Genomic DNA, 25,010 nt, shown 5'->3' on the forward strand with positions numbered 1-25,010 from the left:
GTTTCGATTAGTTGATAGGTTCCAAATGGTAAATTGCTAACTACAGCTATACCATTGGCATTTGTCGTAACGTGCCCAACGATACTATTATTGCTGTTTAAAATGATAAATTCTGCTCCAGCTAAATTTTTACCTGTTTCATCTTTTTTGATGATTTCCAATGCGCCTGTCGCAATAATTTTTTTATTCACTATACTGATACTAGCTATTCCATTTGGTGATGCAGAAGAAATAGTCACATATCTTGGAGTTGAATCTAATTGATGACCAATAGGTGCTTGGACTTCAATCAACATGTATGTTCCATAAGGAAGACCTGACAGAAAAGCTGTACCTGTAGCATCTGTTGTAATTCTTCCCACAAACTGATTACTCGAATTATAAACGTCGAAAACTGCTCCAGCTAACGCTTGATTATTTTCATTCGTTTTAATGACCTTCAAGGTACCTTTAGACACAGTTGGCGGTAATTGTGTATTGCATTTAGTCAGACAAACAAATTGTCCAGAAAATGAAATACTAAAGTACATTGCGCTAGTTTCTAGCTGATAACCGTTAGGAGCTCTTGTTTCACGTATTGAATAACGACCGATTGGCAATGATCGTGTTTCAGCAATACCATTGTAATTTGTCTGAATTACTTGAACAGCACGATTGTAGCCATCGTAAATTGTAAATTGAGCGCCAGATAATCTAGCATTTGTTCGCTCGTCATATTTAATCACTTGAATGCCACCACATGACACAGGAGCGAAAAATCTAGGCGCAACACCTGTATTGGTCGCTAGTTTATCTTGAATACCTGACAGATAATCGTTTGTGAATAGGTTTTCTGTCTGACCATTTCCTGATGATGTCGTTGCCCATGATGTGTTTTGAGCTGCTTCAGCTTGTTTTGTACCTACAGTACTGATTGCTAGCAGAATCAAAACAATTGAAAAAAATAAATAACTAATTTTTTGTTTCATAACAATAAAACTCCCTCAATAATTTTTGATTTTTAACTTCCAATGATCATTTTTAGTACGTAATAAACCAAATAAATAATTCAATCACCTTGCTCACTCCTCTCCATTCCAAAAAGAAATTCTAATAAATATAAATAAATTTAAAAATCGTTTGATTTATCACTAGTTATTTAATGTTTTTGCTATAATAACATATGTATTATAAATTTTTTCACAAGGTAAAGTATTTTATACCGTTAGAAAGGAGACCTATAATTTGAAAGATTATGGAACGTTAATAAAAAAAATACGCCTAGAAAAAGGACTTAGTCAAAAAAATATCTATGAGGGGATTATGACCCGTCAAACATATTACTTAATCGAGACAAATGTCAGTATGCCATCTTTCGACAAGTTTTTGATGATACTGGAAAAGCTGTTTATTTCTGTTGATGAATTTCTTTACTTGGTTGATCCAGAAATGTGCCCAACAGAGATGCAGTTGTACCATCAACTAAGCGAAGCTGTCTTTAAGAAGGATCAAAAAATGCTTGATTTCCTTACTGAAAAATCACAACAACTTTATTCCTTGAGCAATAAGCAGCACTATTTCCATCTAAATTTAATCACCCAAGCAATGTCTTATTTAAACAAAGTCCCAGTAGAACCTGAGTCCATTAATTTTTTAAACGAATTGATGCAACCAATTAAGCAATACCTGATCGGCATCGATAAATGGTATCTTTATGAATTAAAACTGTTAAACAATTCCTTATACTGTTTTGAGTTATCTGAGGCAATTGCTCTAGGAACGTTGGTCGGCAAAAAAATCGATGTCCTCAGTGATTTGGAACAATATCAAGATATTAAGCTTAGAATTTACTTAAATCTTTCTAGCTTATGCCTTAATTGCCAAGATTATGAGAACACCTTATTTTTTTCGACTTTGGCTAAAGAAAATGCTCAAAATAATTATCGGCTATTTGAAACGATCATCGCAAAACTAAACTATGAAATTGCTCAAACCGCTAGCCTAAAACAGTCAGAAAACCGTCAAATTACTCATTATCTGACTATTTTAGAAGATTTAGATTACAAAGAAACTGTACTTGAGTACCAAAAAATCTTAAAATCAAACGCTATTTATTACTAATTTATTTGTTTTTTTAGTATTAAAACGACTATCCGAACTTATTTGTTCTGTAATCCCAGCTGTAAGGCCTCGGTGAATCACCAGTACTAGCTTCCCCAAAATTAGGTATAATAAACATCGTTACCCAATATTCATGATTCGTTTGATAATCTAATACCGCTGGATTATTTTTTATCAATGCCAATGTGTTACTGGACAGATGGATCGTATTTAAATTCTCATTTGTTTTCGTTGCAATATATCCGAAAAATGTATAGTATTCAGGAACTAAATCAGTTATCTTTAATTGTTTTTGCTCTTTTTCCAAGGTTATTTCATATTTAGCAAAAAGCATTTCTGACACTTCCGGTGCTGTATCCTTTGTCGTACTTTCAGAAATCAAGTTGATTGATCGTTGTGTCTCATCGATCGTCGATCGGTAAAAGCCTTTAGATGGAACAACTAGTTCAGAGTTTGGTTTGAGCACACTTTGTCGGATATTTAACAGAATAGTTTTTGTTTTTGGATTTTGCTTATTCGTCACAATAATCTGCTGATGCGCATGATCTTTAGAATCAAGTGCAAATTTGAATGCAGCTTTCGAGTCTTTTGTTTCCAAACCGTTGATATCGATCGTTGTTTCATAATCTTGATCAGCTTTTAAGACTTCTTCGACAACATAGTCCTGGTCAGCTTTCCACGGGTGAACGATTTTCTTAACGTCGTTTGAATAAAGTGAAAACTGGTCATTTATAGTGTATTGGTCTTTTCCATAGGTAAAATCAAACAATTCTGTTCGATCACTTATTTCTTCACCTTTTTCATTCAATAGCTTTTTTTGCAGACTAACAATGATTGGTTTGACCATGGGTACGACAAAGTACTTTGTTTGCACAATATCACTATAATCTTTATACTCGATCGTTGTCTTTCCATTAGTCAGTGCTAAGCCGTCTTTGTCAATAATACCTGGCTGTAAGACCTCATTTCCAGCGTTCACCCGATATTTTATCTCAGCAAACATGACATCTTCATCAGGATCACTAGAAACTGGTGTTTTGAGTGTGCCAATTTCCCAATTGATTGTTGGATGCCCTTTTTCCTCTTTAATCTCAAGTGTTCCCTGAGTAGCAGTAACTCCTCCAGCCATTTCAAAACCAGTCCCCATTGGATCAACAACAAATGCCGTTTTTAAGGCCCCAACGATTTCTCCAGCAATCCCACTTAGAATATCTTCTAAATTATCGGCTGTTGCTGCAAAACTTTTATCCTCCGAAGAAGCAATTTCTTTCATCGTCTGATTCCCTGTAACAACTTCATCGTCTTGTGATGTTGAGTCCATATCTACACCAATCGTATAGAAATCTGTCACAACCAGCTCACCGTCTGTTCTCTTTTCATTTTTTGAAATCGTTGCTTCCGCTATTGCACTGTGTGCATGGTTGGCCATCAAGCGATTTTTTGAATCTTGCGGCATTTGTTCGTACTCAGGGGCGAATGCGCCAATCCGATATTTCACACCATTACCATATCTTTTGCTGTAGTCAAAGTTTTCTTTTGGGATTGTTTTAACATTTTCATAATAATCATAGCCATTTTGCAGATAGTCAAATTTGACCATACCAGCTAGTTGATTATAAGGGGCTGTCGGTGGATAACTATAGGTCGGCACACCATCCGATATCAAAACAATATTTCTTTTTTCCCCTGTTGCTTGTGCCATCACTTCAGTTGCTGATTTGATTCCAGCTTGTGTAAAGGTCCCACCATTTACTACTGGTTCGAGCTCTTTGATTTTATCGATCAATAGTCCTTTATGAGCTGGATCGACAAATTGGCTACTCCAACCACCTTCATTAAAGGTATAATTCGTTACCTCACTGCTGTATGTCACAAGTGCGATTCTGTTTACGTAATCTTTTCTTAAGACCATATTTACAAATTTTTCAGCAGCCGTTTTGGCTTTGATCATTCGATCATTATCTTTCATACTTCCTGACGTATCGATAATCAACACAATATCTGTTGCTGGTGGTGGAAATTGATTGCGTCCTTCAACGCGCAACGTGATATCCCATTGATTGACCATTCCCGCTACAGGTTCTGCTTTTTTACTTATACCAACTTGACCTGGTAACAATTCAGTTTTTTTGGCCGCCTTAACTGGAGCATTTGTATCGACCAAGAAGGATTGAGCAGCATAAACGAAACCAATCAAACAAAAAATAGCTATAAACCCTTTAAACCATTTCAATTGCCTTTTTTTCTTTCTCTTAAACACAGTATCTACCTTCTTTGCTTTTAGAATTTCAGCTACTCAGCCACTGTTTGATTTTTTAATGCATTGTCCACTTCCAGTTGAGGATTCTCTGTCGGTATTTTTCCGCTCCACCAAGCATCTCTATACGCAAATTTAGTTGTGCTGATGCCCTCTGCTTTCACTTCAAAGGATAAGGTAGCCCCTTGGTATTCTTCTGTGATATTCGCTTGGTTCATTTTTACGTTAGTAAATAAGTTTGTCGTACTTGCTCCTTTAGTCAGTTTATACCTGTAATAAAAATAGCCATCCTCGCCGTTGATCCAATCTTTTAGATTATAATCAACACTTAAGACTGGTACTGGACCATTGACCGTTGCTGGTAGTAGCGTGATCGATCCATTCGGCTGTTTTTTGCTAAGAATAGGTAAGGCTAACACTCGAATAAAACTTTCTTGTTCTCCAGTATTTTTAATCGCTACTTTTTTTAAATAATCTTTCTCAGGCTCAAGGACTGCTGGTGGATCAAATTCCTCTTCTATAGTGTTTTGAAGGTTACCAACTCTGAATTCGTTCTGCTTTTGATCAGAATCGGTCAAAGCAGCATAGGTTTGAAACAAACCAAATGAAAGACTGAATAGCATTACCAAAAAGCCCGTAAATAAGCAACACTGTTTTATACTTAAATACTTCTTTACATTCTGCTTTTTTTTCACGATCCATCCACTCCCTCTAGTGACGTAATGTGCTAGGTGCACAACGGCCAAAGCCCTTATACTTCTACTTCTTACTTAATCAGTTCTTCTGGTAGGTTCAACTTGTAGCCTTTTGAACGAATAGTTTTGATAACATCCGCATAATTGTCATCAATCATCTGGATTTTTTTACGTATGTGGAAAACTAAATTGGCTACACGATATTTTGGCGCTAATTCTTCTTTATCCCATAAATATTCAGCAATTTCCTCGTAGGTGCGGACTTTATTTTCAGATGTATACAAACAATCTAACAATGAAAATTCCAATTTAGTCAGAATGATCTTTTTACTTCCAAATCGCACGGTGAGACTTGACGGATCTAAACAAAAACCGTCTTCTTTTTCTGTGGTCATACAACGTAGCCCATTTTTTATAGTCAAAGCAATTTCATCAAAAGAATCTGATTCTAATAAAAATCCATTGACCCCTAATTTCAGATAGACAATTTTTTCTTCACCTAATGGTTCATCCGTCAAAATCCAAATTGGTTTCGACGAAATTTCTCGAAGTTTGATCAACCATTGGAATAATTTTTCTATTTGGACATGTTCATTTTTTTGAAGAAGAATTCCTTGCAGGGAAGCTAAATCCGCATTTTCTAACTCGTAGATCTTAATATCAAAATCAGTAAAAAGCCGCTCTTGTTCATTTTCTTGTATTCTTTGTTTGTCCGAAAGTATCCCTAGGGCGTACATATCTTTTCACATCCTTTTGATTTTGCTATCTACTATCACGCGTAATTTAAATTGTATTTTCAAACGACTTTTTCAATCATTTAAACGATCCTGATACATTTCATATATCACTCCAGAATGACCAATATTCCATGAACTTAATAGCTCTTTTGTTCCATCATGAGCATCCATTATAGGATTTAATTGATACAATGAACCTTTAAACTTATTCGGTGCACTGGAGCTTAACCGCACACTTTTCAAAACCATTGCACTTACTTCACTGGGCTGAATCAACTCAGAATAATAAAAGTAACCGTCTTTATATAACCAGTAATTTTTTGTTCCTTTTGCTGGCGGCACATTATAAACATTGTCTGGAAAGTTCAGCTGAAACCAGCGTAGGTCAGTCTTTTCTCGGCCACTTTCTTTAAATTTGTACATTTCAGTTCCAGTCAGAACGTTAGGAACAATTGCTTTTTCTGCAATAAAATTGTGCCCTTCGCGTAAATAAGTCCCTCCGACTTTAGCTGCTGGCTGCCAGGTTTCTGTGTTTTTTTGATTAACAGTTGGCAATACTGCTTTGAAAGAAGTTGCTAAGTTACCATTACCCGTTTGATCGGTCGTATCTATTTTGAATGTTAGTAGGTACTCATACAGACTGATACGCACAAATGCGGGAAGACTGCCCGTATTTTTGACTTGAATCTTTTTTTTAGTGTCCACTCCTGGCTGCCACTCAAAATCTGGCTCAAATTCTTCTACGATTTCAGCCGCTAGCCTTGAACCTACAAAATGATTGACTTCACTGTCTTCAGAAACAAACCATGCGTATGTACTTCCTAGAACCATCAAACCAGAAAAGAGAAGTGTGCAGACAGCGACAATCAATTTAGTGTTTACTTTTACATGTTTCTTTGTTCTGTGTTGTCGTTTTTTTCTTTGATGCTGCTTTTTTTTCTTCATTCTGTGCTGCCTCCTGTCATTTGATCGTTCTAAAAAATCCAATTGACGTTTTCATCGTTATTTGTGCGTTTTCTTTGGTCTATGTTGTTTTTCCTGCTTTTTATATTTAAGTATTAATAAAGAAACTAAAACCAAGAACAAACCGATACATGAAAACAGCAAGGCATTGCGCCATTCTTCACCTGTTTTTGGAAATTTTAATTTATCTGTTATGTTTTCTAAAAAAGGTTTTTTAGGTTGATCTGGATCGCTTGTATCAGGAAGTGTTGTTTTGACTGCTTTGAAATACCAAATATTCTCCACAACATTCTTTTCAAAAAAATCTCTGTTGGTATATTTTTTCCCATCTAATTCAAAATCAGCTTCTAACATTTTCGTATCACCACTTTTAAATGTCCCTAAATCTAACGGTGTTGCTTTGTCTTGTAAATTTAATGTTTTATTGACACCCGATAAGGGACCTTTATAGATTTCTTTGCCGTCATACTTCAATGTCATTTCAATTGCTTTGGATAAGTCCAATGATCCTTCTATAAGTGTGGGCTTACTGATAGACATTGTTAAATGATAGGGGGTATTTTTTTCGAGATTGATGATCGTGATTTTAGTGGACCATTTTTCCCCTGGTGCCACATCACGAATATCCACCAAGTATTGACCGTCATTTTGTATTTTAATGCCTTGATCATCACCAGCTACTATTCCAGGAGGAAGATTTGTTTCAGAATTTACTTCAACAGGGTTAATTACAAGTGATAAACTGACCAATAAAACTAGTCCTATCAGAAACCACTCTGTCATCCTGTGTTTTCTTTTCATTTTTCTTCCTCCTCAAATAGTTAACTATGCTTACTTATTTAGCAGGTACTAAATCTTTCAAAGCATCTGATAAAGTACTACCTGTTGGCAACCAGTCATCAACAGCATCTTTATATGCTGCAATTCCTTGCCCTTTTACGGTTAAATCATAAATCAATTTACTATATTCATTACCTGCTGTACCTAGTAATTTAACTGCATCCATCAATTGTGCTGTATTAACACCAGGATCTACTACGCTTGTATAGTAGAAATAACCATCATCAGCGTTAAAATACCATTTATCAGCAACTGTTGGATCTGTTGTGATATTGTTGAATGAAATTTGAATATTGCCTGTTCCTGTTGCTGCTGGCGCATTCCAAATCAACGTTCCATCTTGTGTAAAGGTTGGCGCATAAACTGGTGTTGCAGTCCATTCTTTTTCTTCAGCTGGGTTATATGCTAGTGATACATAGCTAAGTGCTGGTGTACCTGATTTTAAGCTGATTTTATTTGCTGCATCACGGGTAAAGCCGTCAATACCGCTTGCGTGGTATAATACGCCAGCTTTTTCAAATGCGTAGCGATACGTATAAGTTGTTTTTGTGCCTACTGTTTCAGATTTTTCTTTCACTTTCAATGTATAAGTGCCTTTAAAGTCACCTGCTGCTACAGTGATTGTCGGTGCTGCACCATCAAATACAGAGTCAGTGAAACCGGCTGGAGCATCTGTTCCTGGTAATACATAAATGTCTTTTTCTGTTTTGCCTTCAAGTTCAGCACCAGTTGTTGGTTTTGCTTGATGATCTTGTAAAAGTTGCAATGATTCTTTTAAAGAAACACGAATCAATGTTTTGTATTTCCCGATATTGGCGATTGCAACATCTTTATTTACTTCTGATCCTGGATCCCATTCGGTCGGCGGTTCAAATGTTTCCACTACTTCAATATCTTTCCCTGTTGCGATTTGTCCTTCAAAGTGGTTATTTTTTTGGTCTTCACTAGTAAACCAAGCAAATGTTGCTGCTAATACGGCAACAAGTGCAAATCCACTTGCTAAAGCAAGGACTTTTTTCTTTCTGTTTTTATTCATTTCTCAATTTCCTCCCAAAATATTTTTTATTATTAACTTTTTAATAATGGAAAAATGGTCGTTTTCTTCCCCTATCAAAAAGTGAATACCCTTATTTATTTAAAATGTAGTACCTTATAATCGTGATAAATCCAAATACTGAAATCAAAAAGATAATTGATACTACTGGATTCTCACGGATAAAACTTAGAAAAGCACCCACTTTGGGAATGACAGTGACTTTCTTACCAATTACTTGTTTTTCGTTGATTGGAACATCTTCTGCTAAATTGGCATCACCTTGTGTGATGTAGTAAGTCCCTTTGGTATCGCCTAAATGATCTAACTTTTCCTTTACTCTATGCGTTAAAAAGGCCTGACTTTTAATACTTGGTCGAAATGTGATGATGTCTCCAACCTTAGCCTGATCACCTGCGATATTTTTAACGATGATAATGTCTCCAGAATGAAAACCGCCTTTTTGTTTTTCAGGATCTCTTGGCACCATTGAATCTGTCAATACGCCAAAAAAACGGTAACCTAAGACACTTTTATCTGTATTGCCCGTCGTTGCAAAAGCAATAGAGCCCAAAATCATGATTAAAATAAATCCATAAAAAACCACATTAAACAATACGGTATACACAGGATTTTTAGATTGATGAGCAACAACAGGTCGTTTTTTTTGTGAAACAGCTGATTGTTTTCTTTTTTTCTTTTTGGGCTGCGACTTTTTATTTACCGTCTTGGCTGTTGCTTTTGGCCGCTTTGCTGCTGGTTTTTCATCTGTTGATTGCCTTGGTGGTGATTTTGTTCGTCTTTTTTTAGCAGGCTGTTGCTTCTTGCTCCGCTCTTCTGCCATTTTTCTAAACCCTCACTTTGCCTTGTACTTACCCAAAACAATGACTCCTCACTTGATGACTCAAAAAAACACAAATTTCCAACTCTGCTAACTTGATTCTTCCTCATTCAAAATCAACTAGAACAGACATTTCAGCTTAGAATCTCGGTCATTTTAAGTGTCCAAAAAACTAATGATATTGAGAAAATCAACTAAAACGCAAAAAAGAAATACGCATGAATGGATAAATCCCTTCACAACGTATTTCTAAACTGTTTCTCCTAAAAAAAAGTACAGGCGTTTCAGCTCTATAAAAATCATTAGTTTATTATAGAGAAAACCGAAAGTCAATAGTATTTGAATAATATTTTTTACTCCTTGTATCATTAATCTATAAAGGCGGTGATTGAGACAGTTTTATCCTTTTTATTTAGCTATATAAGTGGCTAAACAACGTTTAATTTTTTCCGTAACATGACAATTATCAATTATTTAGAGGCAGGTGTTCATTAATGGCTGTTATAGGCTATATGCGTGTCAGTACGCATCAACAAAAATTTGATTCTCAACAAAAAGCGCTTGAACAATATGGCGTGGACCAAATTTATAAGGAACGAGAAAGTGGTAGAAAAACTTCTAGAAGTGAGCTGAATAAAGTATTATCCTGTTTAAAAGCAGGTGATACGCTGGTGATCTTCAAGCTTGATCGTTTATCTCGTGGAACAAAGCAACTGCTGAATTTATTAGAAGAATTTGATCAGAGAAATATTCATTTTGTCAGTATTCAAAATAATATCGATACAACAACTGCAATGGGCCGCTTTTTTTTCACTGTTATGGGGGCATTCGCTGAAATGGAAGCAGAATTGATTCGTGAAAGAGTGATGGCAGGTCTTGAAGCCGCCAAAGAAAACGGTAAGCAACTAGGACGCCCACCGCGAACTAAAGAGGTAAACGAAGCGTTGAAGCTTTATGTTAATTCAGATTTGTCGGTTCCTGAAATTGCAAAAAAATGTAATATTTCTGTACCAACAGTGTATAACCATATCCGTAAGCAAAACTTACTAAGAAAAGTCAACTAACAATCACACACAGTATTTACACATAAAAACACGATGAATGAACTAAGGACAATTTATTTTTATTACACACTTAATATAGTACATATCTAAAAAAATAAAGTGGTAGCTGAAAAGAATAAGAGCTGAAGCAGCACCTTCAAAGCTCACTCTTTTCAACCACCACAAAATACAGTGATTCGTTCTATACAAGGTCTATTTACCCAATCAGTTTTAAACCAATAACAGAAGCTAAAATAACACCAATAAAAATGATTCTACGCCAATCTTTTGATTCCCCATAAAAAAGCATGCCTAAAATAGCTCCTCCAGCAGCTCCAATGCCTGTCCAAATAGCATACGAAATCCCCATCGGCAAATTCTTCATTGCTAAATAAAGAAAGATAAAGCTACTGCCAAATGTTAAAAACAACATTAATAAGGACTTTTTATCTTTATTAAGATTAAAACGACTGATCGATCCGACGCCTAACATTTCAAAAATTCCCGCGGCAATCAAAAATAACCAACTCATTTTTGTTCAGCTCCTTTCTCTCCGGTTACGAATTTCAATCCCATTACACCGATCAATAATAATACGATCAACAGAATCTTAGATATTTTGAATTCCTCTCCAAAAAACAGGATTCCTGTAATCACTGTACCAGCAGTCCCTAAGCCGACAAATACTGCATAAGCTGTTCCAACAGGTAATGTTTCACCTGCACGAATCAGTGCATAGAAGCTGATGAAAATAGCTAGGACTGTTAACAAAATTTCCCACCACATATTACTATGCTTCATCCCAATCACCCATAACACCTCAAAAAATGCTCCGATCATTAATTTTATCCAATCTTTATTCATATAAAATACCTCCTAAAATTTAAAAATACAGCTAGATCATTCAACTGTAACAACGCTTCTCCTTGTACCAACTACTGGTGTGTTTAACATCCTCTCATTTCTTCATTATGTCTTTAGCCTGTTTCAAAACGACACAATTAACAAATAAAAAAAGCGTCAATCAACAATTCTATCTAAGGCCTACGAATTGTGAATCCACACTTTTGCTAATAAGTAGCCGGCGCTACCTATTAAAAGTTATTTGATTTAATTTTAATGTTTCAATTGGCTAAAACTGATTCTCATTCTACCTCACTATAAGCGATTTGGCAATAGCGCGCCTCTCTCTTATTTTATTAAATAAAACTTAATAAATCGCTCATGACTCTGTCTAATTGCTTGAAATCAACTTTTTGGGTTCTATTTTCCTCACATATACAGAAAAATCCATGTATTTGACCGTTATTTCTTCCAATTGTTTTTTTAGAAAAATAACTTTTCACACAGAAAATTTTTATTTGATCAGATAATTCCGAAAATTAAGCATCATGATTTTGTAAATCTAATCAACATATGATACACTTATCTTATCAAAAAAAGATTCCTAGTGAATCAGTTAACGTTGATATTACTTACTTTAGGCGGTAGTAATGTCAGCGTCTTTCTTTTGTCTATACAAATTATAACACACTAAAATCTTTTTGAAAATATACATATACTTGGCGTAATAAAAAGATCCTGTCTCTTTGAGGCGGGATCTTTTTATTCAGTTCACTATTTGCTATAGTTAAATACTTAGTTTCGCAGTAATACTATTTGCCGCCAATTTAATATAAAGTATTTTTTAAGCTAGTGCGCCCATTGGATCCCATGGCGCTAAAACAGTGGGTGCTTGCGCCCACACTTTTTGTAATTCTTGTGATAGAAGCTCTTTACGTACAACGATTTGGTAGGTGTATTCATCCATCCAAGCATCACTCATCACAAAGAACCCTTTGTCGCCGACTTTTTCACCCCAGCTATTTTCGACTTTCCATTTAGTTGAAGCACCATCGATCAGATCCACTCCAGTTAATACCATCGCATGAGTCATTAAACTTTCACCGAAATCTAAGCGTTGTGCTTTTGTCATCGTGAAATCGATATCGAATAAATCATTCATATCATACGCATCTAAAGACATAATTCCACTATCTCTCGTAGATGATTGACCTACATCACAGCCAAACCAAACCGATTCGCCTTGTTCTAATTGAGCGACTGCTAAATTTTTGAATGTTGTCATATCCACATTGATATATTTGACTTCTTTACCGCCTACAACATTCCCTAGCATTTCTACAGTGTATGTTTGATTGTAAGGTTTATCTGCTGTTGGTGCATTGATCACACTTACATAGTCATCAAGATCCACACCAACATATTTATCATAGAACGATTGCGGTGTTAACTGTTGATCCAAGTGATAATTTTTCTCTTCGTCACGGTATTCAAAATCGAAGGTTTCTGGTGGTGTACCTAGTGAAATTGCTAAAAAGTTATAGACTTCACCAAGCATCGCTTCTTTAGCTGTTTGAACTTCTGCCGCTGTTTTTCCGCTAGCGATCAACTCACGCAAAGTCGTTGCATCTTTTCTTAGCTTTTTATTTAAATAGTTGTTTAGGTCGCGAGAATTAGAACTATTACTGCTTTCAGGCATCGCTGTTTTTGGCACAACCCCGTATTTTTGGAAAAGTGATACGATCATATCCCATTGTCCACCATCTTGTTGTGGTGTCGCTAATAGAAAAGCAACTTTACGGCTGTCTAACTCTTGATCTGCTGTTGCGATAATATTTTCATAGAAGTAATTCGATTTTTCGTATTTGTCCCAGAAAAAGGTATAGTTTTGCGAAAGTTCGAAATCTTTTAAATTAAAGCTATTGATCATTTTGTGTCTAAAGGTATTCAATGCTGCAAACATCCAGCAACGGCCGCTTTGTTTTTGGTTTGCTACTTTTCCAGTTGTAAGGTCTACTGAAAATACCGGTACATTATTTACCTCAGCACTCTGATTTTGAGCAGAAGCCGTAATTCCATTTTTGACAACTCCGCGTTGCAAAGCATTTTGTTTATTGTTTTCCACAAATGACTTGTGAAACTTTTGTGTTACTGCAGGTTCGATTATTGACATCTTGATTCATCCTTTCACTCATAGTATTCCTTCCTCATTATATGCCTGAATTTTCGATCCCTCAAGTTTTTAATAAAATAAAATTGCTTTTTTGCATCACCTGTATTAGTATATATAATACAAAGAGATAAAAAGAGGTGAAACCATGTTATTAGAAATAGATGCTCAAAGTCAAACGCCAATTTATCAACAAATTTGTAATCAGCTCATCCTCGGAATTGCAACAAAGAAACTGAAGCCCGGTGAAGTGCTTCCTTCTGTGCGACAAATGGCGGACGAAATTGGCGTAAATATGATGACCGTTTCAAAAGCCTACACTTTATTGAAAAATGACGGCTATATTTTAACAGATCGCAGAAATGGTACTAAAGTTGCTGAAAAACAATCATTGTATCCTCCATTTCAAGAACGATTTTTAAAAGAATTGGAACTATTATTAGCAGAAGCTTCTATTCATCGACTTTCAGAAAATACGGTACAAGAAAAAGTTAAACAGATTTATCAAAAATTTGAACAGTAAAAGGTGTGTTGAAAATGAACTTCTTTCTCTATTTATTACTTGTTGGGGTCAATTTTTTAATGGCAATTTCGGGAAGAATCCCTGCAAATCCCCACAAAAATGTTATTTTGGAAACAACTTTACCTAAAGATAAACTTAAAGATGAACAAGTTCTTGCGATATGTAAAAGCTATAAAAAAAACTTGTTGCAATGGGCAGTTATTTTCTCTGTTATCGCTTTGCCAATTATTATTATTCCTTATGATTCTTTAACTTTGATCTATTTTATAATCCAACTATTTGGATTTATTGGGACTTCTTTTTACTTACAGGTTATTTATATTCGTAAAATGACAACTTTAAAAGTTCAAAATAATTGGACATTACCGACCAGCCCAATTCTAGTCGATACAAAATTAGTGGCAAACAAAAATCGAAAATTAATTTCTATTTGGTGGTTTTTACCAAGTATTTTCATTACTCTTTCAGGATGTATTTATTCTATTAAAACACTTGGTTTATCTAATGGTACTTGGATCATTAGCCTGATCTCAATACTTATGACAGGAATGTTTTTGCTGTTCTACTATTTTATTGCTCGTTTTCCCGTTAAACCAGTAACAAGTGATGAAACGATCAATCAAAATGTCAATGATCAAATGCGTCATCACTGGTCTGTTTTAATGGCTGTCTCGTCAATAGTTTTGAGCCCTTTGGCTTTTATGCCAATCAGTTCGGTTATGGTTCCTTATGAACGAATGATGCTATTTTCAATTGGTTATGCTGTGCTGATACTCGCATTTGTCATTTTCACTTTTTATTATTTATTCTCATCTAGAAAAAAACAAGATCAACTGATTGTACAAGCTAAGGAATACCGCTACAGCGATGAGGATCAATATTGGAAGTATGGGGTCTATATGAATCCAAATGATAAAAGAATCATGGTACCAGATCGCATTGGAATGAATATCTCTGTCAATTTAGGTAGACCTGTTGGAAAGCTTACTTTAGGAGTGACTGGTGTTTTGGTTTTGATTGCTTTAATTGCAGCAAGTATTCCAATGTTGATCAGTGATTTTTCAACTAATCCGTTTGAATTGGCTACAACTAATGATGGAATCTCTCTATCAGCACCATTAAGTCAACGTAAACAGATCGATTGGAACGATATTGAATCGGTAGAACTAGTCGACAGCCTGCCTAAAGATAAACTCCGGATTTACGGAACAGCAACGGAAAATTATTTAACTGGCGAATTTCAAGTTCATTCCGAACCTGCTTATTTGCTTGTTTTAACTGATAAAAAACCGATTTTAAAAATCACGACTAAAGATAAATTGTACTATTATACAAATAAAGATAGTGAGCTGACTAAACAAGACTATCGCACTATTCAAAAGCATCAAGGAAAACAAAGGTAACATTGTGACTAAACACTTCCTTCTTTTACTAAGAGAGAGAATTATTTAGGTAAAAATTCTATATAATGTGAATTATGCTTTGACATATCTCTTTGATGTGATTAAACTAAGTTTAATGAATAGGAGTGAAGGAATAATGACTGTATTCAGTTTAAGAAAATATGAAAAATCTGATTTAGAAAATATACTTGCTATATTTAACGGAACGGTTCAAGCAATCAATAAAAAAGACTATACACAACAACAAATCGAACAATGGGTTCAGTTAAACCCTGATTATGAAAAATGGCACGCTAGACTTTCGTCGACCTATAGCATTGTTGCTCTGAATCGAATGGAAGTTATTGGATTTGGCAATATCACTGATACTGGTGAACTCGATTTATTGTATGTTGATAAAAAATGGATTGGTTATGGTATCGGAAAAATGCTAGCTACAGATTTAATGGATCATGCATTGAAAACTGGGGCAAAAGAACTTACTGTCTATTCATCTATCACAGCTAAACCGTTTTTTGAATCCCTTGGATTTGAATTAGTGGAACAAAAGGTACAATATCGCAACGGTGTCATGCTAATGAATTATTTGATGGTGTATCGCAAAGAAGCAAAATAAACCTATAACTGCATTCTTATCTTTTGTTCATACAAAATAGAGGAGCCTGGGACATAACTTTTCAAGTTATGCCTCAGGCTCTTTTTATCCGAATAAACGGTGGAAGCAGAAGCAATCCCTTCGGAAATAAGCTGAAATTCACAAAAATTTGAAGAGCAATTTTCGTGAATTCCTTCTTATTTCTCGGGATTAGACGCTTCTGTCCCAACCTCCTCTATTTTCGTGAATACATTACTTTTCAGTTGCATTCTCAATTTTATTTTTCAAGTATTCAATTAGAGCGCTATAATCAACTTTCTGATAATCTGTAACATCAAATTCATGTAATTCACCTAGCTGAAACTGATTGTATTCTCTTGCTTCAATTATTTGTTTGAATTTTTCCTTTGTAATATGGTTATCTGCCATTACGCGATTTTCTAAGTTGTCTCCAAAATGATAATGTGTCATTAAATGACTAAGGTGCCGATCAGGCTCTAGGTCACGCTTGTGTCTTCGTTCCCATAATACTTCAAAATCGGCCACTAAACGAACAGTAATCACTTCATATTCGTAGATTTCGGCTAACCGTGCTAGTTTCTCTTTTTGCTTGTCACTAAATGGGTATTCTGACACAATCACTTGTTTCCCAACATCCATATATAACGCTAGAACACCATAATAAAAGTGCCAAACCTTCTTTTCTAACAGAGCCTTTTCAGCAAGCGTGTCAAAACCAACTGAATCTGCAAGTAATTCCTTGCCTTCATCTGGCGTAATCAGGAGGATATCTGGAATTTGTTCACTGATTCTTTGGATCAGATAAGTCTTCCCCGTTGCAGGACTGCCAGCCAATAAAATCAAAAATTTCTTCATTTGCCTACCCTATATGGAGTGGATTTTCTACATTCATAAACAATCCTATTTTATGTTTGACGATATCACGGCATGCTTCATTAGCTGGAATGATATTGTAGCGTAATGATTTATTGACGGTAGTTTCTTCAAATGATTCTTTCGCTGTTTTCGTCCAATTCACTAAGAGTTCCGTCCCTACATTGAATTTACGGATACCATTGTTAATTAGTTCGGGATAGTCTTCTTCTTTTACGCCTGTTCCACCATGAATGACTAGTGGAATATCAACCACTGCGTTAATTTCTTTTAATAAAGGTATGTTGACTTCTGTTTTGGATTTAAATTGACCGTGATTCGTTCCGATCGCAATGGCCAAAGCATCGATTCCTGTAGCCTGTACAAAAGTACGAGCATCTTCTGGTTTTGTGTAGACTTTGTCGTTCTCCTCTACATGAATCCCTTCTTCAGTTCCCCCAATTGTACCCAGCTCGCCTTCAACAGAAACACCCTTTTTATGGGCATATTCCACCACAGCTTTGGTTTTTAAAATATTTTCTTTAAATGGCAAATGAGAACCATCATACATGACAGATGTGTAGCCAAGATCAATAGCTTCTTTGATATCGTCAAAATTTCTTGCATGATCCAAATGAAGAACTGCATCAACCATTTCTTTTTCAGCCATTGTTTTGACTACCGAAACTAACACATCATACCCAATGTATTTAGCTGTATCCACACTGGTTTGGATAATAATTGGTGCACCCATTTCTTTGGCTGCTCGAATCATTTCAGGTAGCATTTCTAAATTGTGGGCGTTAAAAGCACCTACTGTAAAATTCAATTCTTCCGCAGTTTTTGTGACTTCTTTCAATGTTGTATACATTTATTTCTCCCCTATCTTTCAATTTTACTGGCCGCTGATCGTCACTTTTTTGGCGATTTGCCGCATATCATCCATTTTATTCATCCACTGCTCAATTCCAGCATCATCGCCATTTCTTGCCGCTTCCGCTCGTTTTTGATTGTATAAACTCATTAATTTTTTGTAGCCTTGTCCAATACTATTCTGATAGGACTGACTTTTTTCTAGCGATGTGATGGCTGAATCAATTTCATTTAGTTGTGCTAATAGTAATCCTGCTTCTTCACATTTTCCAGCTAGTACTGTCTCTGTCAGCTGTGACCTATTTATTTCTAACGTAATTTCAGCAATTTTTTTACGCATTTCAGTTTTCTCTTCCTCTGTCAACACCTCTTCAACTTCTACTTTCATAACGTTCTTTTTTTTCTTTTTCAGGAAATCAAACATATTTTCACCCCTTTTAAAAAGCTTTCATGATTGGGCTAATGATCCAGGCGTATAAGAGCGCCGCAGTAACAGTATCCACGTCAGTAGCCGTAGCATTGATAAATCCCATACTGTTGAAGATCGTCACCAATAAAGCTGGTAATAAAGTAATAAAGAAGCCATGCGCGATTCCGCCAATAATCGCTCCCCGTCTACCGCCAACTGCATTTCCGAAAATCCCCGCGGTACCGCCTGCAAAAAAGTTAGTCAACATTCCTGGCAAAATCATGGCCAAGCCAAATGTTGGCAAAATGAACATCGCTAAAACCGCCCCGATTGTTGTTGTGATAAAGCCGAGAATCACTGCATTTGGGCTATATGGGAAAAATACCGGACAATCTAGTGCTGGAATTGCATTTGGGACGAGTTTCATTGCGATTCCTCTAAATGCTGGTACGATTTCTCCAAGTAACAACCGAACCCCTGCCAACAATACATAAACACCAACTACAAATTGAATCGCTTGTAAAAAGGCAAACATAATATAGTTTTGATTGCCTGATAAGGTTGAAGCGAATGTTTCTCCTGCAAACAACACGGTGACAATATATAAGGGAACCATCACGACCATCACAGACAAATACGTATCTTGCAGAAACTCAAATGATTTTGGCAGTTTAAGGTCTTCCACTGACTTTTTGTTTTCACTGCGTTCGCCAAAAATCCAAGCAACACCTGCTTCAAATAAATAACCAATCGTACAAAAATGTCCGAGGGCAATATCATCTGATCCTGTTATTTTTCGAATGAAAGGTTGAGCGATCGCCGGCATTGCGACAGCAAAAACACCCCCGATAAAGCCTCCGACAATGATCAATACGAGCCCACGAAGTCCTGCAAAATATCCAAACACCGTCGTCATCGTCGCCATCCATAAAATCGCTTGACCTGTTAAGAAAATATATTTCCACTTTGTAAAACGAGCAATCAAAATATTAAATACAAAAATAGCCAAAAATGTTAACGCAATATCCCGTCCTAATCCAAGCTCATTCATTGCCTGTCCGTTGATCGCTTCGATAGAAGGAATGATTCCTTGCATATGAAATCCTTCTGTAAAAATCTCGCCAAAATAGGTCAGACTCCCAACAATAATGCTAGAACCAGCACTTAACACTTGAAACCCTAACAACGTTTTTAATGATCCCGATAACACTTGACCAATCGATTTTTTTTGTAGAATCAATCCCAACATCGCAATCATGCTGATCGTGATCGATGCTTGTGTTAAAATATTTTCGATAATAAAATTAACTACCCCCATGATAAAACCCCTCCATTATAATTTTTGTGGTTAAATAACACCTTTTGCTTGTAAAACTGGTGTTATTTTTTCATCTATTTCAGCTTTGGAAACAATATTTTTCAGATAAATGATCGCTGTTTTTTCTTCATCGATACTAAATTTTTCAAATTGCGTTTTAAAATTTTGTGCTGTAATAATAATATCTGGATTCATAGAAACCGCTGATGAGATGTCTGTATGCTCAAGTTTCGCTTCGACTCCTTTCTGATTTAATACATCCTCTGCTGCCATTTGTGCAGCAAAACTACTGCCTAAGCCTGCTCCGCAAACAAATAAAATCGTTAGTTTTTTCATGATGATTCGCTCCTGTCATTTTTATTTTTTTGTTTCTTTTAACGCTTCTTCATATAAAATTGTTTCAAAATCAGCTACATTGGTACAGCGCGCTAAATGATCGATTTTTGTTTCGTCATTGATCAATTCAATCAAGCTTTTCATAATATTCAAGTGGGAAAAAGAATCCACTGCTGCTAGACAAAAAATAATTTTCACAGGATCATTTTCTTCATTACCAAAGACAACAGGTTCTGCTAAGGTTGCAACGCTTATCCCAAGCTTATTTACGCCATCTTCTGGCCTTGCATGAGCTAAAGCCAAGTGTTTTCCCATCACGATGTATGGACCAAATTCATTAACAGAAGCAATCATGGCATTGACATAAGATTCTTTAATACAGTTTTCTTTTAATAGTGGAAGTGCCACTCGTCGAATCGTACTCTCCCAATCTGAACATTTCTCTAATAACAAGATATCGCTTTTCTTTAAGACATCTTTTAGCATCGGCTGCAACTCCCTTTTATTTATCTTTAGATGATTCTGATCAAAAGTGGTTTCTAATTGTTGATAGATATCGCTAGAAATCGTACCACCGCTTTCTTTAATCAAATCAAGCACGTTATAAAATAACTCAGTAGAATCATTGTTATTATTTACCAAACGTTTAAATTGTCTATTTCGTTCTAAAAACTCTTGAACCTTTTTCCGACTTTCTACTCTGATGATCGGATCTACTACTAAAATCGGCTTTTCAGAATACGTTAAACTAAGTGTTGAAAAAATCAAATCAACATCTAGTTTTTTGATCAGTTCTATCTCACCTGTACTTAGGACAGCTACTACCTCAATACTAAACAGTTCTTTTAAATGCTCTGCCAATAATCGACCAGTAGCTGTTCCATGATTACAAACCACAACTGCTTTATAGGTATATTTCAGCTCTTGATTGATCGCACTGACGGACGTGGAAAAATGAATAGTCAAAAAGGCAATTTCATCATCGCTAAGTTGATTTTTAGTCATTGCTTCAATCGTTGGTGCAAATTTCTCAATCGCAAAATAAATATTTCCATAATAGCGTTTGACTGTTTCTTTTAATGGATTTAAAATTTGTATTTCACTTTTTACCCGGCTAATCAAGCCAGCCATATGACGATATAAGCCTTCATGTAGCGATTCCTCTTTTTTGGAAAAGGGAATTTGGGTAGTTTGTTCGACAAATTGAATCAGCTGGATCGACAGTAATTGGGCTTGGACCCATTCAACAGAATTGCTGATACTCCCGGTATTGAAGGTTTCCAACATAAAAAGGATATAATTTAATTCAGATGTTGGCGGTCTAACTGCTAAAGTTTTACACAGTTGATCAACAAAGGAGCTCCTAAGCTTATTTTGATCTGTGGTCCAAACTTCCCAGTCAGAGCTTGGGATCAATTCCTGTCTTAAATAACGACTTAACCAGACAGCTGTAAACATGACCAGCTGATTTCGATAAATATCTTCTCTTGAAGAAATCGTTTGATGATACACGCGATCGATTTTTTTTAATACATTTTTAGGAATATAACGAAATAAGTGTTTTTCTGAAACGCTCAAACCAGCTTCTTTTTCATCAAGAAACAACAAGCTATCAATTGATTGGTTGATCACATCATAAATCATCGTGCGAATCGTTCGCTCTGATCCTTTTAAAACGATCCCTTGTTTAGGAATACTCAACACTTCAATACCATACTCTAGAAGAATAGTTCTGACCCTACGCATATCTTCGTCCATTGTGCTTTTTGATATTTGATACTCTGATTCTTTTTGATATAAAAAAATAGGATCCTCCGATAAAGAAAAAGCCATGATCAAGTCAAAGATCCGTTCCTCTCGATTCAAATATTCGAATTCATTTTTTTCATCAATCAACGTATCTAGTTGTTTTCTTTCCCTTTGCTCTAGTGTTAAAAACATGCCTCTGTTTCGAATTGTTTTAATCTCTGGTAATTTATGACTGATGAGAAACTCATTGATTGCTTTAAGCTCATTTCTGATTGTCCTGTTGCTAACTTTAAAATCCTCGCTTAATTCATCTAGAGTCAAAGAATATTCTGAACAAATAAATCGTTTAAATATTTGTATCGTTCGATCTTTCATGTGCTTCTCTCCTTGTCTGATTTCATTATATAGTTGGACGGGTCGCTTGATTAGTAGACATTGTTGCAATCTTTATTTGCAACAATGTAAGCGCAGACATTCATTGGAATAACAAATAGTCGCAGCATTAGTATACAAAAAAAGAGCCTGGGACATAACTTTTCAAGTTATACCTCAGGCTCTTTTTATCCGAATAAACGGTGGGAGCAGAAGCAATCCCTTCGGAAATAAGCTGAAATTCACAAAAATTTGAAGAGCAATTTTCGTAAATTCCTTCTTATTTCTCGGGATTAGACGCTTCTGTACCAACCTCTTCTATTTGAATAAACAGGCGTTTATTTCAGCTTATTTTTATGCTACAGTGAATTTTGTTTCTGATAATGAATTTTGCAACTCAGTATTTGAAATCTCTCTATCACTTGTTACAGATGCTGATTTGTTCTCTAAATCAACACTTGCAGATTGAACCCCTGCAATTTTTTCAAAATTTTCTTTGACAATGTTTACGCAACCGTCGCATTTCATTCCGTTGATCGTTACTGTTTTTTCCATTGATAAACACTCCTTATAATTATTTTAGTGAATTTGCTTTAATTAAACTAAATGACACTGACATTGTCCTGGCGTACAGTTACAAGCTACTTCTTTTACAGCTGACTTTCTTTTTTCTTTCAGCAGCGCTTCTAATTCATCAATATCGTCAAAGCTTAACAAGCTTTCATTGATAATGGATTCAAGAACCTTGCCGACTTTTTTACTGCAGACTTTGGCCAGCATTTCTTCTGAAAGTGCCTCGATGCTTTTACGCTCTTCAACTAAAGGAAAGTAGATAAATTTATTGCCATTACGTGTTGTTCCCAACATTCCTTTATCAACTAGGCGACTCAATAAGGTCTTCACTGTAGTACTTTTCCACTCAGTCTTTGCATTTAGGATTTCTGTTACTTCCTTACTTGTCGTCTCTTTGGTCGTCCAAGCAACTCGCATGATTTCCCATTCTGCATCAGTGATGTTTAATGATTTTTTCTTTTCTGACATAAAAAGTCTCCTTTTTACTAGTTTGTTAAAAAGCCTTGAAATAAAAAACTACAACCGTAGTCAAATCATGTATTAATGATAGCTCTATTTTTATGATTTGTCAAAGAGAAGTTTTTATTCATAGACAAACAAAAAAACTTCTGTTAGAAATTCCAGAAGTTTTTGGCTATATAAACGTTGTAAAAATAGTTTTTTTTACTATTTCAATGACGTTTTAGCATTTTCTCTACACCGATTTTGAACACTATTTGCGTAACTTTACTTTATGAAAATGCTCTTCTTGTATACGTTGTATACACCATATCATTTTTCACATAAACTTGCTCTACTTTCAAATTTACTGGTCCATTGAATTCGTTAAATAAACGAATTCCTTTCCCTAAAATCGTAGGAATTGTCGTAAGAATATAGGTATCGATCAAATTTGCTTCAACTAATGGTGCGATAATACTTGCCCCTCCAACGATCCAAATCGCTTTACCTTCTTGTTCTTTTAATTCTTGGATCAATTCTACAGGATTTTGACTAGTAAAAATTAATTTTTCAGCGTTTTCGTCTGGACGACTCGTGATAATATAAGATGCTTGCTCTTCATATGGATATTGTTCTGGAGATAATTCATTAACCACTTGATCATACGTCGTTCGGCCCATTACTACCGTATCGATTTTTTCCATCAGATCTTGATAACTGGTATCCTCTTCCACTAATTCGATCCCGCCACCTAAAAAATCAATACTGCCGTCTGGTTCTGCGATATAGCCATCAACACTTGCTGCGATGTATAAAATAACTTCTCTACTCATAAAAAGACCTCCTTAAGCTCTAGAAATATAGATACTCTGAACTATTCATTGTACTTGTTTTATTATTTTCGTCAACTACTTTATTCAATGCAACAGGCAAATAAAAAATAGCTACCCCAATTGTGTGAGTTGTATTTATTTTTACACGATTATTTTAAACCCGCTCTAAAAATTGCGTTCTTTTATCTTCAGAAGCTCTATTTATATCAATATACTTCCACTTCACGTTTTTAATCCCAATATCTTTAAGCGTCCCCTTGATAAAAACAGTTTTGACATAATTCCCTTTAACATACTTTAAATACCACTTAGGAGCTGTGCCTGTATTGATGATCGTTGTCGTTTTTATATTCGTAAATAATCCTTTCAGACTTATACCTGAATCATCATAAGCAATATTTTTAAGCATCACTTTATCAAAGAAACCTTTGACAATTGCTGGAAACTCATACCACCATGTCGGGGCAATAATAAATAATTCATTGGTTTCTCCCAAGATTTTTTGATAGCGATGAACGAGCGGATCTGTTGTTTCTCCTTTAGAAAATAAAGCTAGATCTTTTTCAGAAAAAACTGGATCAAATTGATCTTTATTCAAATCAATCAATTGATATGCTGCTCCTTCCTTCTCTAGGCGTTGCAGCAATTTATTCAAGATTGCGTGATTGTAACTACCTTTCCATGGATGAGCATAAATAATCGTTGTTTTCATTTTTTCTCTCCTAACTTAGATTGTTGAATTTCCTGGTAAATACTGCTGATTTTCTTATTGATTTCTTCTTCATACTGCGCGTATTCTTTTGCGACGATTTTTGGTTTTAATTCTTGAATTAACGTTAAAACCATTTGCTCATGTCTGATTTTTTGTTTGATTTCAAATTCCTTTTTAGACAATAACTGATTAGATCGCTCGCTACATGCATCACTTTCTGGAAATTCTAAAAAATTCAATAGTTCTTTAATTTCTTCTATAGAGAAACCTACATGTTTCATAACAATTAGATATTCTAATAGAATTTTATCTGCTTCATCAAAAATGCGATAACCATTATCTTGTCGCTTTCCGATAGTGATTCCTTGGCGTTCATAGTATCTAATCGTCGAAAGTGGAATGTCCATTTCCTTTGATACATCCTTCATTTTATACATTGTTGCAACTCCTTTTTAATTTATCTAGCTGTATCTTAACA

27 protein-coding genes are annotated in these 25,010 nt (G+C 35.4%); 5 read left to right on the forward strand and 22 right to left on the reverse strand.

The annotated features are described in order from the left end of the window. Nucleotides 1-968, reverse strand: a 968-nt coding sequence (locus RV15_RS15410) for an MSCRAMM family protein (protein WP_281246847.1), incomplete at its 3' end; no start/stop codon positions are given. A 256-nt stretch (nt 969-1,224) separates the two neighbouring features. On the opposite strand from RV15_RS15410, the gene RV15_RS15415 reads away from it, so the two are divergent. Beyond that, nucleotides 1,225-2,100: a helix-turn-helix domain-containing protein gene (locus tag RV15_RS15415; protein WP_071878901.1), complete on the forward strand. Its 876-nt coding sequence runs from the start codon at nt 1,225-1,227 to the stop codon at nt 2,098-2,100. Nucleotides 2,101-2,128: 28 nt separating this feature from the next. Here RV15_RS15415 and RV15_RS15420 read toward each other — a convergent pair whose 3' ends face one another. From RV15_RS15420 to RV15_RS15450, 7 genes are all read right to left on the reverse strand, one after another. Then, nucleotides 2,129-4,360 carry a vWA domain-containing protein gene (locus RV15_RS15420; RefSeq protein ID WP_071878902.1) on the reverse strand — a complete coding sequence of 744 codons (2,232 nt, stop codon included), beginning with the start codon at nt 4,358-4,360 and terminating at the stop codon, nt 2,129-2,131. Between the two features lie 32 nt (nt 4,361-4,392). Beyond that, nucleotides 4,393-5,052 carry a hypothetical protein gene (locus RV15_RS15425; RefSeq protein WP_071878903.1) on the reverse strand — a complete coding sequence of 220 codons (660 nt, stop codon included), beginning with the start codon at nt 5,050-5,052 and terminating at the stop codon, nt 4,393-4,395. 71 nt (nt 5,053-5,123) lie between these two features. Continuing rightward, the gene (locus RV15_RS15430; protein WP_071878904.1) at nt 5,124-5,789 is read right to left on the reverse strand and encodes a winged helix-turn-helix domain-containing protein; all 666 of its coding nucleotides are present in this window, start codon (nt 5,787-5,789) and stop codon (nt 5,124-5,126) included. Nucleotides 5,790-5,861: 72 nt separating this feature from the next. After that, a complete protein-coding gene (locus tag RV15_RS15435) occupies nt 5,862-6,734 on the reverse strand; it encodes a BsaA family SipW-dependent biofilm matrix protein (RefSeq protein WP_071878905.1) in 873 nt (290 codons plus the stop codon). A 57-nt stretch (nt 6,735-6,791) separates the two neighbouring features. Continuing rightward, nucleotides 6,792-7,553, reverse strand: coding sequence for a hypothetical protein (locus tag RV15_RS15440; RefSeq protein ID WP_083429217.1), 762 nt, complete (start codon nt 7,551-7,553; stop codon nt 6,792-6,794). Between the two features lie 34 nt (nt 7,554-7,587). Further along, nucleotides 7,588-8,628 (reverse strand): BsaA family SipW-dependent biofilm matrix protein, encoded by a 1,041-nt coding sequence (locus tag RV15_RS15445; RefSeq protein WP_071878906.1) that lies wholly within the window; start codon nt 8,626-8,628, stop codon nt 7,588-7,590. Between the two features lie 91 nt (nt 8,629-8,719). Beyond that, a complete protein-coding gene (locus RV15_RS15450; protein WP_071878907.1) occupies nt 8,720-9,469 on the reverse strand; it encodes a signal peptidase I in 750 nt (249 codons plus the stop codon). A gap of 491 nt (nt 9,470-9,960) precedes the next feature. On the opposite strand from RV15_RS15450, the gene RV15_RS15455 reads away from it, so the two are divergent. Continuing rightward, entirely contained in the window at nt 9,961-10,530 is a 570-nt protein-coding gene (locus RV15_RS15455; RefSeq protein WP_071878908.1) for a recombinase family protein, read from the forward strand. A gap of 196 nt (nt 10,531-10,726) precedes the next feature. On the opposite strand, the gene RV15_RS15460 is transcribed toward RV15_RS15455, so the two are convergent. The 3 genes from RV15_RS15460 to RV15_RS15470 form a co-directional block, all read right to left on the reverse strand. Continuing rightward, a complete protein-coding gene (locus RV15_RS15460; protein WP_071878909.1) occupies nt 10,727-11,041 on the reverse strand; it encodes a DMT family transporter in 315 nt (104 codons plus the stop codon). Then, the gene (locus RV15_RS15465; protein ID WP_071878910.1) at nt 11,038-11,373 is read right to left on the reverse strand and encodes a DMT family transporter; all 336 of its coding nucleotides are present in this window, start codon (nt 11,371-11,373) and stop codon (nt 11,038-11,040) included. The genes RV15_RS15460 and RV15_RS15465 overlap by 4 nt, the downstream gene beginning before the upstream one ends. Before the next feature lie 823 nt (nt 11,374-12,196). Further along, entirely contained in the window at nt 12,197-13,525 is a 1,329-nt protein-coding gene (locus RV15_RS15470) for a C1 family peptidase (RefSeq protein ID WP_071878911.1), read from the reverse strand. A 145-nt stretch (nt 13,526-13,670) separates the two neighbouring features. Between RV15_RS15470 and RV15_RS15475 the strand changes: the two genes are divergently transcribed. The 3 genes from RV15_RS15475 (at nt 13,671) to RV15_RS15485 (ending at nt 16,064) form a co-directional block, all read left to right on the forward strand. Further along, a complete protein-coding gene (locus RV15_RS15475) occupies nt 13,671-14,045 on the forward strand; it encodes a GntR family transcriptional regulator (protein WP_071878912.1) in 375 nt (124 codons plus the stop codon). A 14-nt stretch (nt 14,046-14,059) separates the two neighbouring features. Then, the gene (locus tag RV15_RS15480) at nt 14,060-15,448 is read left to right on the forward strand and encodes a DUF5808 domain-containing protein (RefSeq protein WP_071878913.1); all 1,389 of its coding nucleotides are present in this window, start codon (nt 14,060-14,062) and stop codon (nt 15,446-15,448) included. 136 nt (nt 15,449-15,584) lie between these two features. Further along, complete coding sequence (locus RV15_RS15485; RefSeq protein ID WP_071878914.1) at nt 15,585-16,064, forward strand: GNAT family N-acetyltransferase; 480 nt, start codon at nt 15,585-15,587, stop codon at nt 16,062-16,064. Nucleotides 16,065-16,295: 231 nt separating this feature from the next. Here RV15_RS15485 and RV15_RS15490 read toward each other — a convergent pair whose 3' ends face one another. From RV15_RS15490 to RV15_RS15540, 11 genes are all read right to left on the reverse strand, one after another. After that, nucleotides 16,296-16,919, reverse strand: coding sequence for an AAA family ATPase (locus RV15_RS15490; RefSeq protein ID WP_071878915.1), 624 nt, complete (start codon nt 16,917-16,919; stop codon nt 16,296-16,298). Between the two features lie 4 nt (nt 16,920-16,923). Next, complete coding sequence (locus tag RV15_RS15495) at nt 16,924-17,787, reverse strand: class II fructose-bisphosphate aldolase (protein WP_071878916.1); 864 nt, start codon at nt 17,785-17,787, stop codon at nt 16,924-16,926. Between the two features lie 24 nt (nt 17,788-17,811). After that, nucleotides 17,812-18,213 (reverse strand): hypothetical protein, encoded by a 402-nt coding sequence (locus RV15_RS15500; protein ID WP_071878917.1) that lies wholly within the window; start codon nt 18,211-18,213, stop codon nt 17,812-17,814. Nucleotides 18,214-18,226: 13 nt separating this feature from the next. After that, nucleotides 18,227-19,516 (reverse strand): PTS sugar transporter subunit IIC, encoded by a 1,290-nt coding sequence (locus tag RV15_RS15505; protein ID WP_071878918.1) that lies wholly within the window; start codon nt 19,514-19,516, stop codon nt 18,227-18,229. 30 nt (nt 19,517-19,546) lie between these two features. Further along, nucleotides 19,547-19,852: a PTS sugar transporter subunit IIB gene (locus RV15_RS15510; RefSeq protein WP_071878919.1), complete on the reverse strand. Its 306-nt coding sequence runs from the start codon at nt 19,850-19,852 to the stop codon at nt 19,547-19,549. A 21-nt stretch (nt 19,853-19,873) separates the two neighbouring features. Next, complete coding sequence (locus RV15_RS15515; RefSeq protein ID WP_071878920.1) at nt 19,874-21,976, reverse strand: BglG family transcription antiterminator; 2,103 nt, start codon at nt 21,974-21,976, stop codon at nt 19,874-19,876. Nucleotides 21,977-22,327: 351 nt separating this feature from the next. Continuing rightward, nucleotides 22,328-22,528, reverse strand: a complete 201-nt coding sequence (locus RV15_RS15520; RefSeq protein ID WP_071878921.1) for a heavy-metal-associated domain-containing protein — start codon at nt 22,526-22,528, stop codon at nt 22,328-22,330. A 42-nt stretch (nt 22,529-22,570) separates the two neighbouring features. Further along, nucleotides 22,571-23,014 carry a CopY/TcrY family copper transport repressor gene (locus RV15_RS15525; protein WP_071878922.1) on the reverse strand — a complete coding sequence of 148 codons (444 nt, stop codon included), beginning with the start codon at nt 23,012-23,014 and terminating at the stop codon, nt 22,571-22,573. Nucleotides 23,015-23,277: 263 nt separating this feature from the next. Next, complete coding sequence (locus RV15_RS15530; RefSeq protein ID WP_071878923.1) at nt 23,278-23,820, reverse strand: dihydrofolate reductase family protein; 543 nt, start codon at nt 23,818-23,820, stop codon at nt 23,278-23,280. A gap of 154 nt (nt 23,821-23,974) precedes the next feature. Next, on the reverse strand, nt 23,975-24,532 hold the full coding sequence (locus RV15_RS15535) for an NAD(P)H-dependent oxidoreductase (protein ID WP_071878924.1): 558 nt from the start codon (nt 24,530-24,532) through the stop codon (nt 23,975-23,977). Then, nucleotides 24,529-24,969 carry a MerR family transcriptional regulator gene (locus tag RV15_RS15540; RefSeq protein ID WP_071878925.1) on the reverse strand — a complete coding sequence of 147 codons (441 nt, stop codon included), beginning with the start codon at nt 24,967-24,969 and terminating at the stop codon, nt 24,529-24,531. The genes RV15_RS15535 and RV15_RS15540 overlap by 4 nt, the downstream gene beginning before the upstream one ends. Nucleotides 24,970-25,010 lie beyond the last annotated feature (41 nt).

It is taken from the genome of Enterococcus silesiacus (assembly GCF_001886225.1).
Taxonomy (GTDB): Bacteria; Bacillota; Bacilli; order Lactobacillales; family Enterococcaceae; genus Enterococcus_L; species Enterococcus_L silesiacus.

Coding starts and splice junctions, on each gene's coding strand:
- RV15_RS15430 (WP_071878904.1), bottom strand. CDS start 5,789: ATGTACGCCCTAGGGATACTTTCGGACAAACAAAGAATACAAGAAAAT.
- RV15_RS15435 (WP_071878905.1), bottom strand. CDS start 6,734: ATGAAGAAAAAAAAGCAGCATCAAAGAAAAAAACGACAACACAGAACA.
- RV15_RS15440 (WP_083429217.1), bottom strand. CDS start 7,553: ATGAAAAGAAAACACAGGATGACAGAGTGGTTTCTGATAGGACTAGTT.
- RV15_RS15445 (WP_071878906.1), bottom strand. CDS start 8,628: ATGAATAAAAACAGAAAGAAAAAAGTCCTTGCTTTAGCAAGTGGATTT.
- RV15_RS15450 (WP_071878907.1), bottom strand. CDS start 9,469: ATGGCAGAAGAGCGGAGCAAGAAGCAACAGCCTGCTAAAAAAAGACGA.
- RV15_RS15455 (WP_071878908.1), top strand. CDS start 9,961: ATGGCTGTTATAGGCTATATGCGTGTCAGTACGCATCAACAAAAATTT.
- RV15_RS15460 (WP_071878909.1), bottom strand. CDS start 11,041: ATGAGTTGGTTATTTTTGATTGCCGCGGGAATTTTTGAAATGTTAGGC.
- RV15_RS15465 (WP_071878910.1), bottom strand. CDS start 11,373: ATGAATAAAGATTGGATAAAATTAATGATCGGAGCATTTTTTGAGGTG.
- RV15_RS15470 (WP_071878911.1), bottom strand. CDS start 13,525: ATGTCAATAATCGAACCTGCAGTAACACAAAAGTTTCACAAGTCATTT.
- RV15_RS15475 (WP_071878912.1), top strand. CDS start 13,671: ATGTTATTAGAAATAGATGCTCAAAGTCAAACGCCAATTTATCAACAA.
- RV15_RS15480 (WP_071878913.1), top strand. CDS start 14,060: ATGAACTTCTTTCTCTATTTATTACTTGTTGGGGTCAATTTTTTAATG.
- RV15_RS15485 (WP_071878914.1), top strand. CDS start 15,585: ATGACTGTATTCAGTTTAAGAAAATATGAAAAATCTGATTTAGAAAAT.
- RV15_RS15490 (WP_071878915.1), bottom strand. CDS start 16,919: ATGAAGAAATTTTTGATTTTATTGGCTGGCAGTCCTGCAACGGGGAAG.
- RV15_RS15495 (WP_071878916.1), bottom strand. CDS start 17,787: ATGTATACAACATTGAAAGAAGTCACAAAAACTGCGGAAGAATTGAAT.
- RV15_RS15500 (WP_071878917.1), bottom strand. CDS start 18,213: ATGTTTGATTTCCTGAAAAAGAAAAAAAAGAACGTTATGAAAGTAGAA.
- RV15_RS15505 (WP_071878918.1), bottom strand. CDS start 19,516: ATGGGGGTAGTTAATTTTATTATCGAAAATATTTTAACACAAGCATCG.
- RV15_RS15510 (WP_071878919.1), bottom strand. CDS start 19,852: ATGAAAAAACTAACGATTTTATTTGTTTGCGGAGCAGGCTTAGGCAGT.
- RV15_RS15515 (WP_071878920.1), bottom strand. CDS start 21,976: ATGAAAGATCGAACGATACAAATATTTAAACGATTTATTTGTTCAGAA.
- RV15_RS15520 (WP_071878921.1), bottom strand. CDS start 22,528: ATGGAAAAAACAGTAACGATCAACGGAATGAAATGCGACGGTTGCGTA.
- RV15_RS15525 (WP_071878922.1), bottom strand. CDS start 23,014: ATGTCAGAAAAGAAAAAATCATTAAACATCACTGATGCAGAATGGGAA.
- RV15_RS15530 (WP_071878923.1), bottom strand. CDS start 23,820: ATGAGTAGAGAAGTTATTTTATACATCGCAGCAAGTGTTGATGGCTAT.
- RV15_RS15535 (WP_071878924.1), bottom strand. CDS start 24,532: ATGAAAACAACGATTATTTATGCTCATCCATGGAAAGGTAGTTACAAT.
- RV15_RS15540 (WP_071878925.1), bottom strand. CDS start 24,969: ATGTATAAAATGAAGGATGTATCAAAGGAAATGGACATTCCACTTTCG.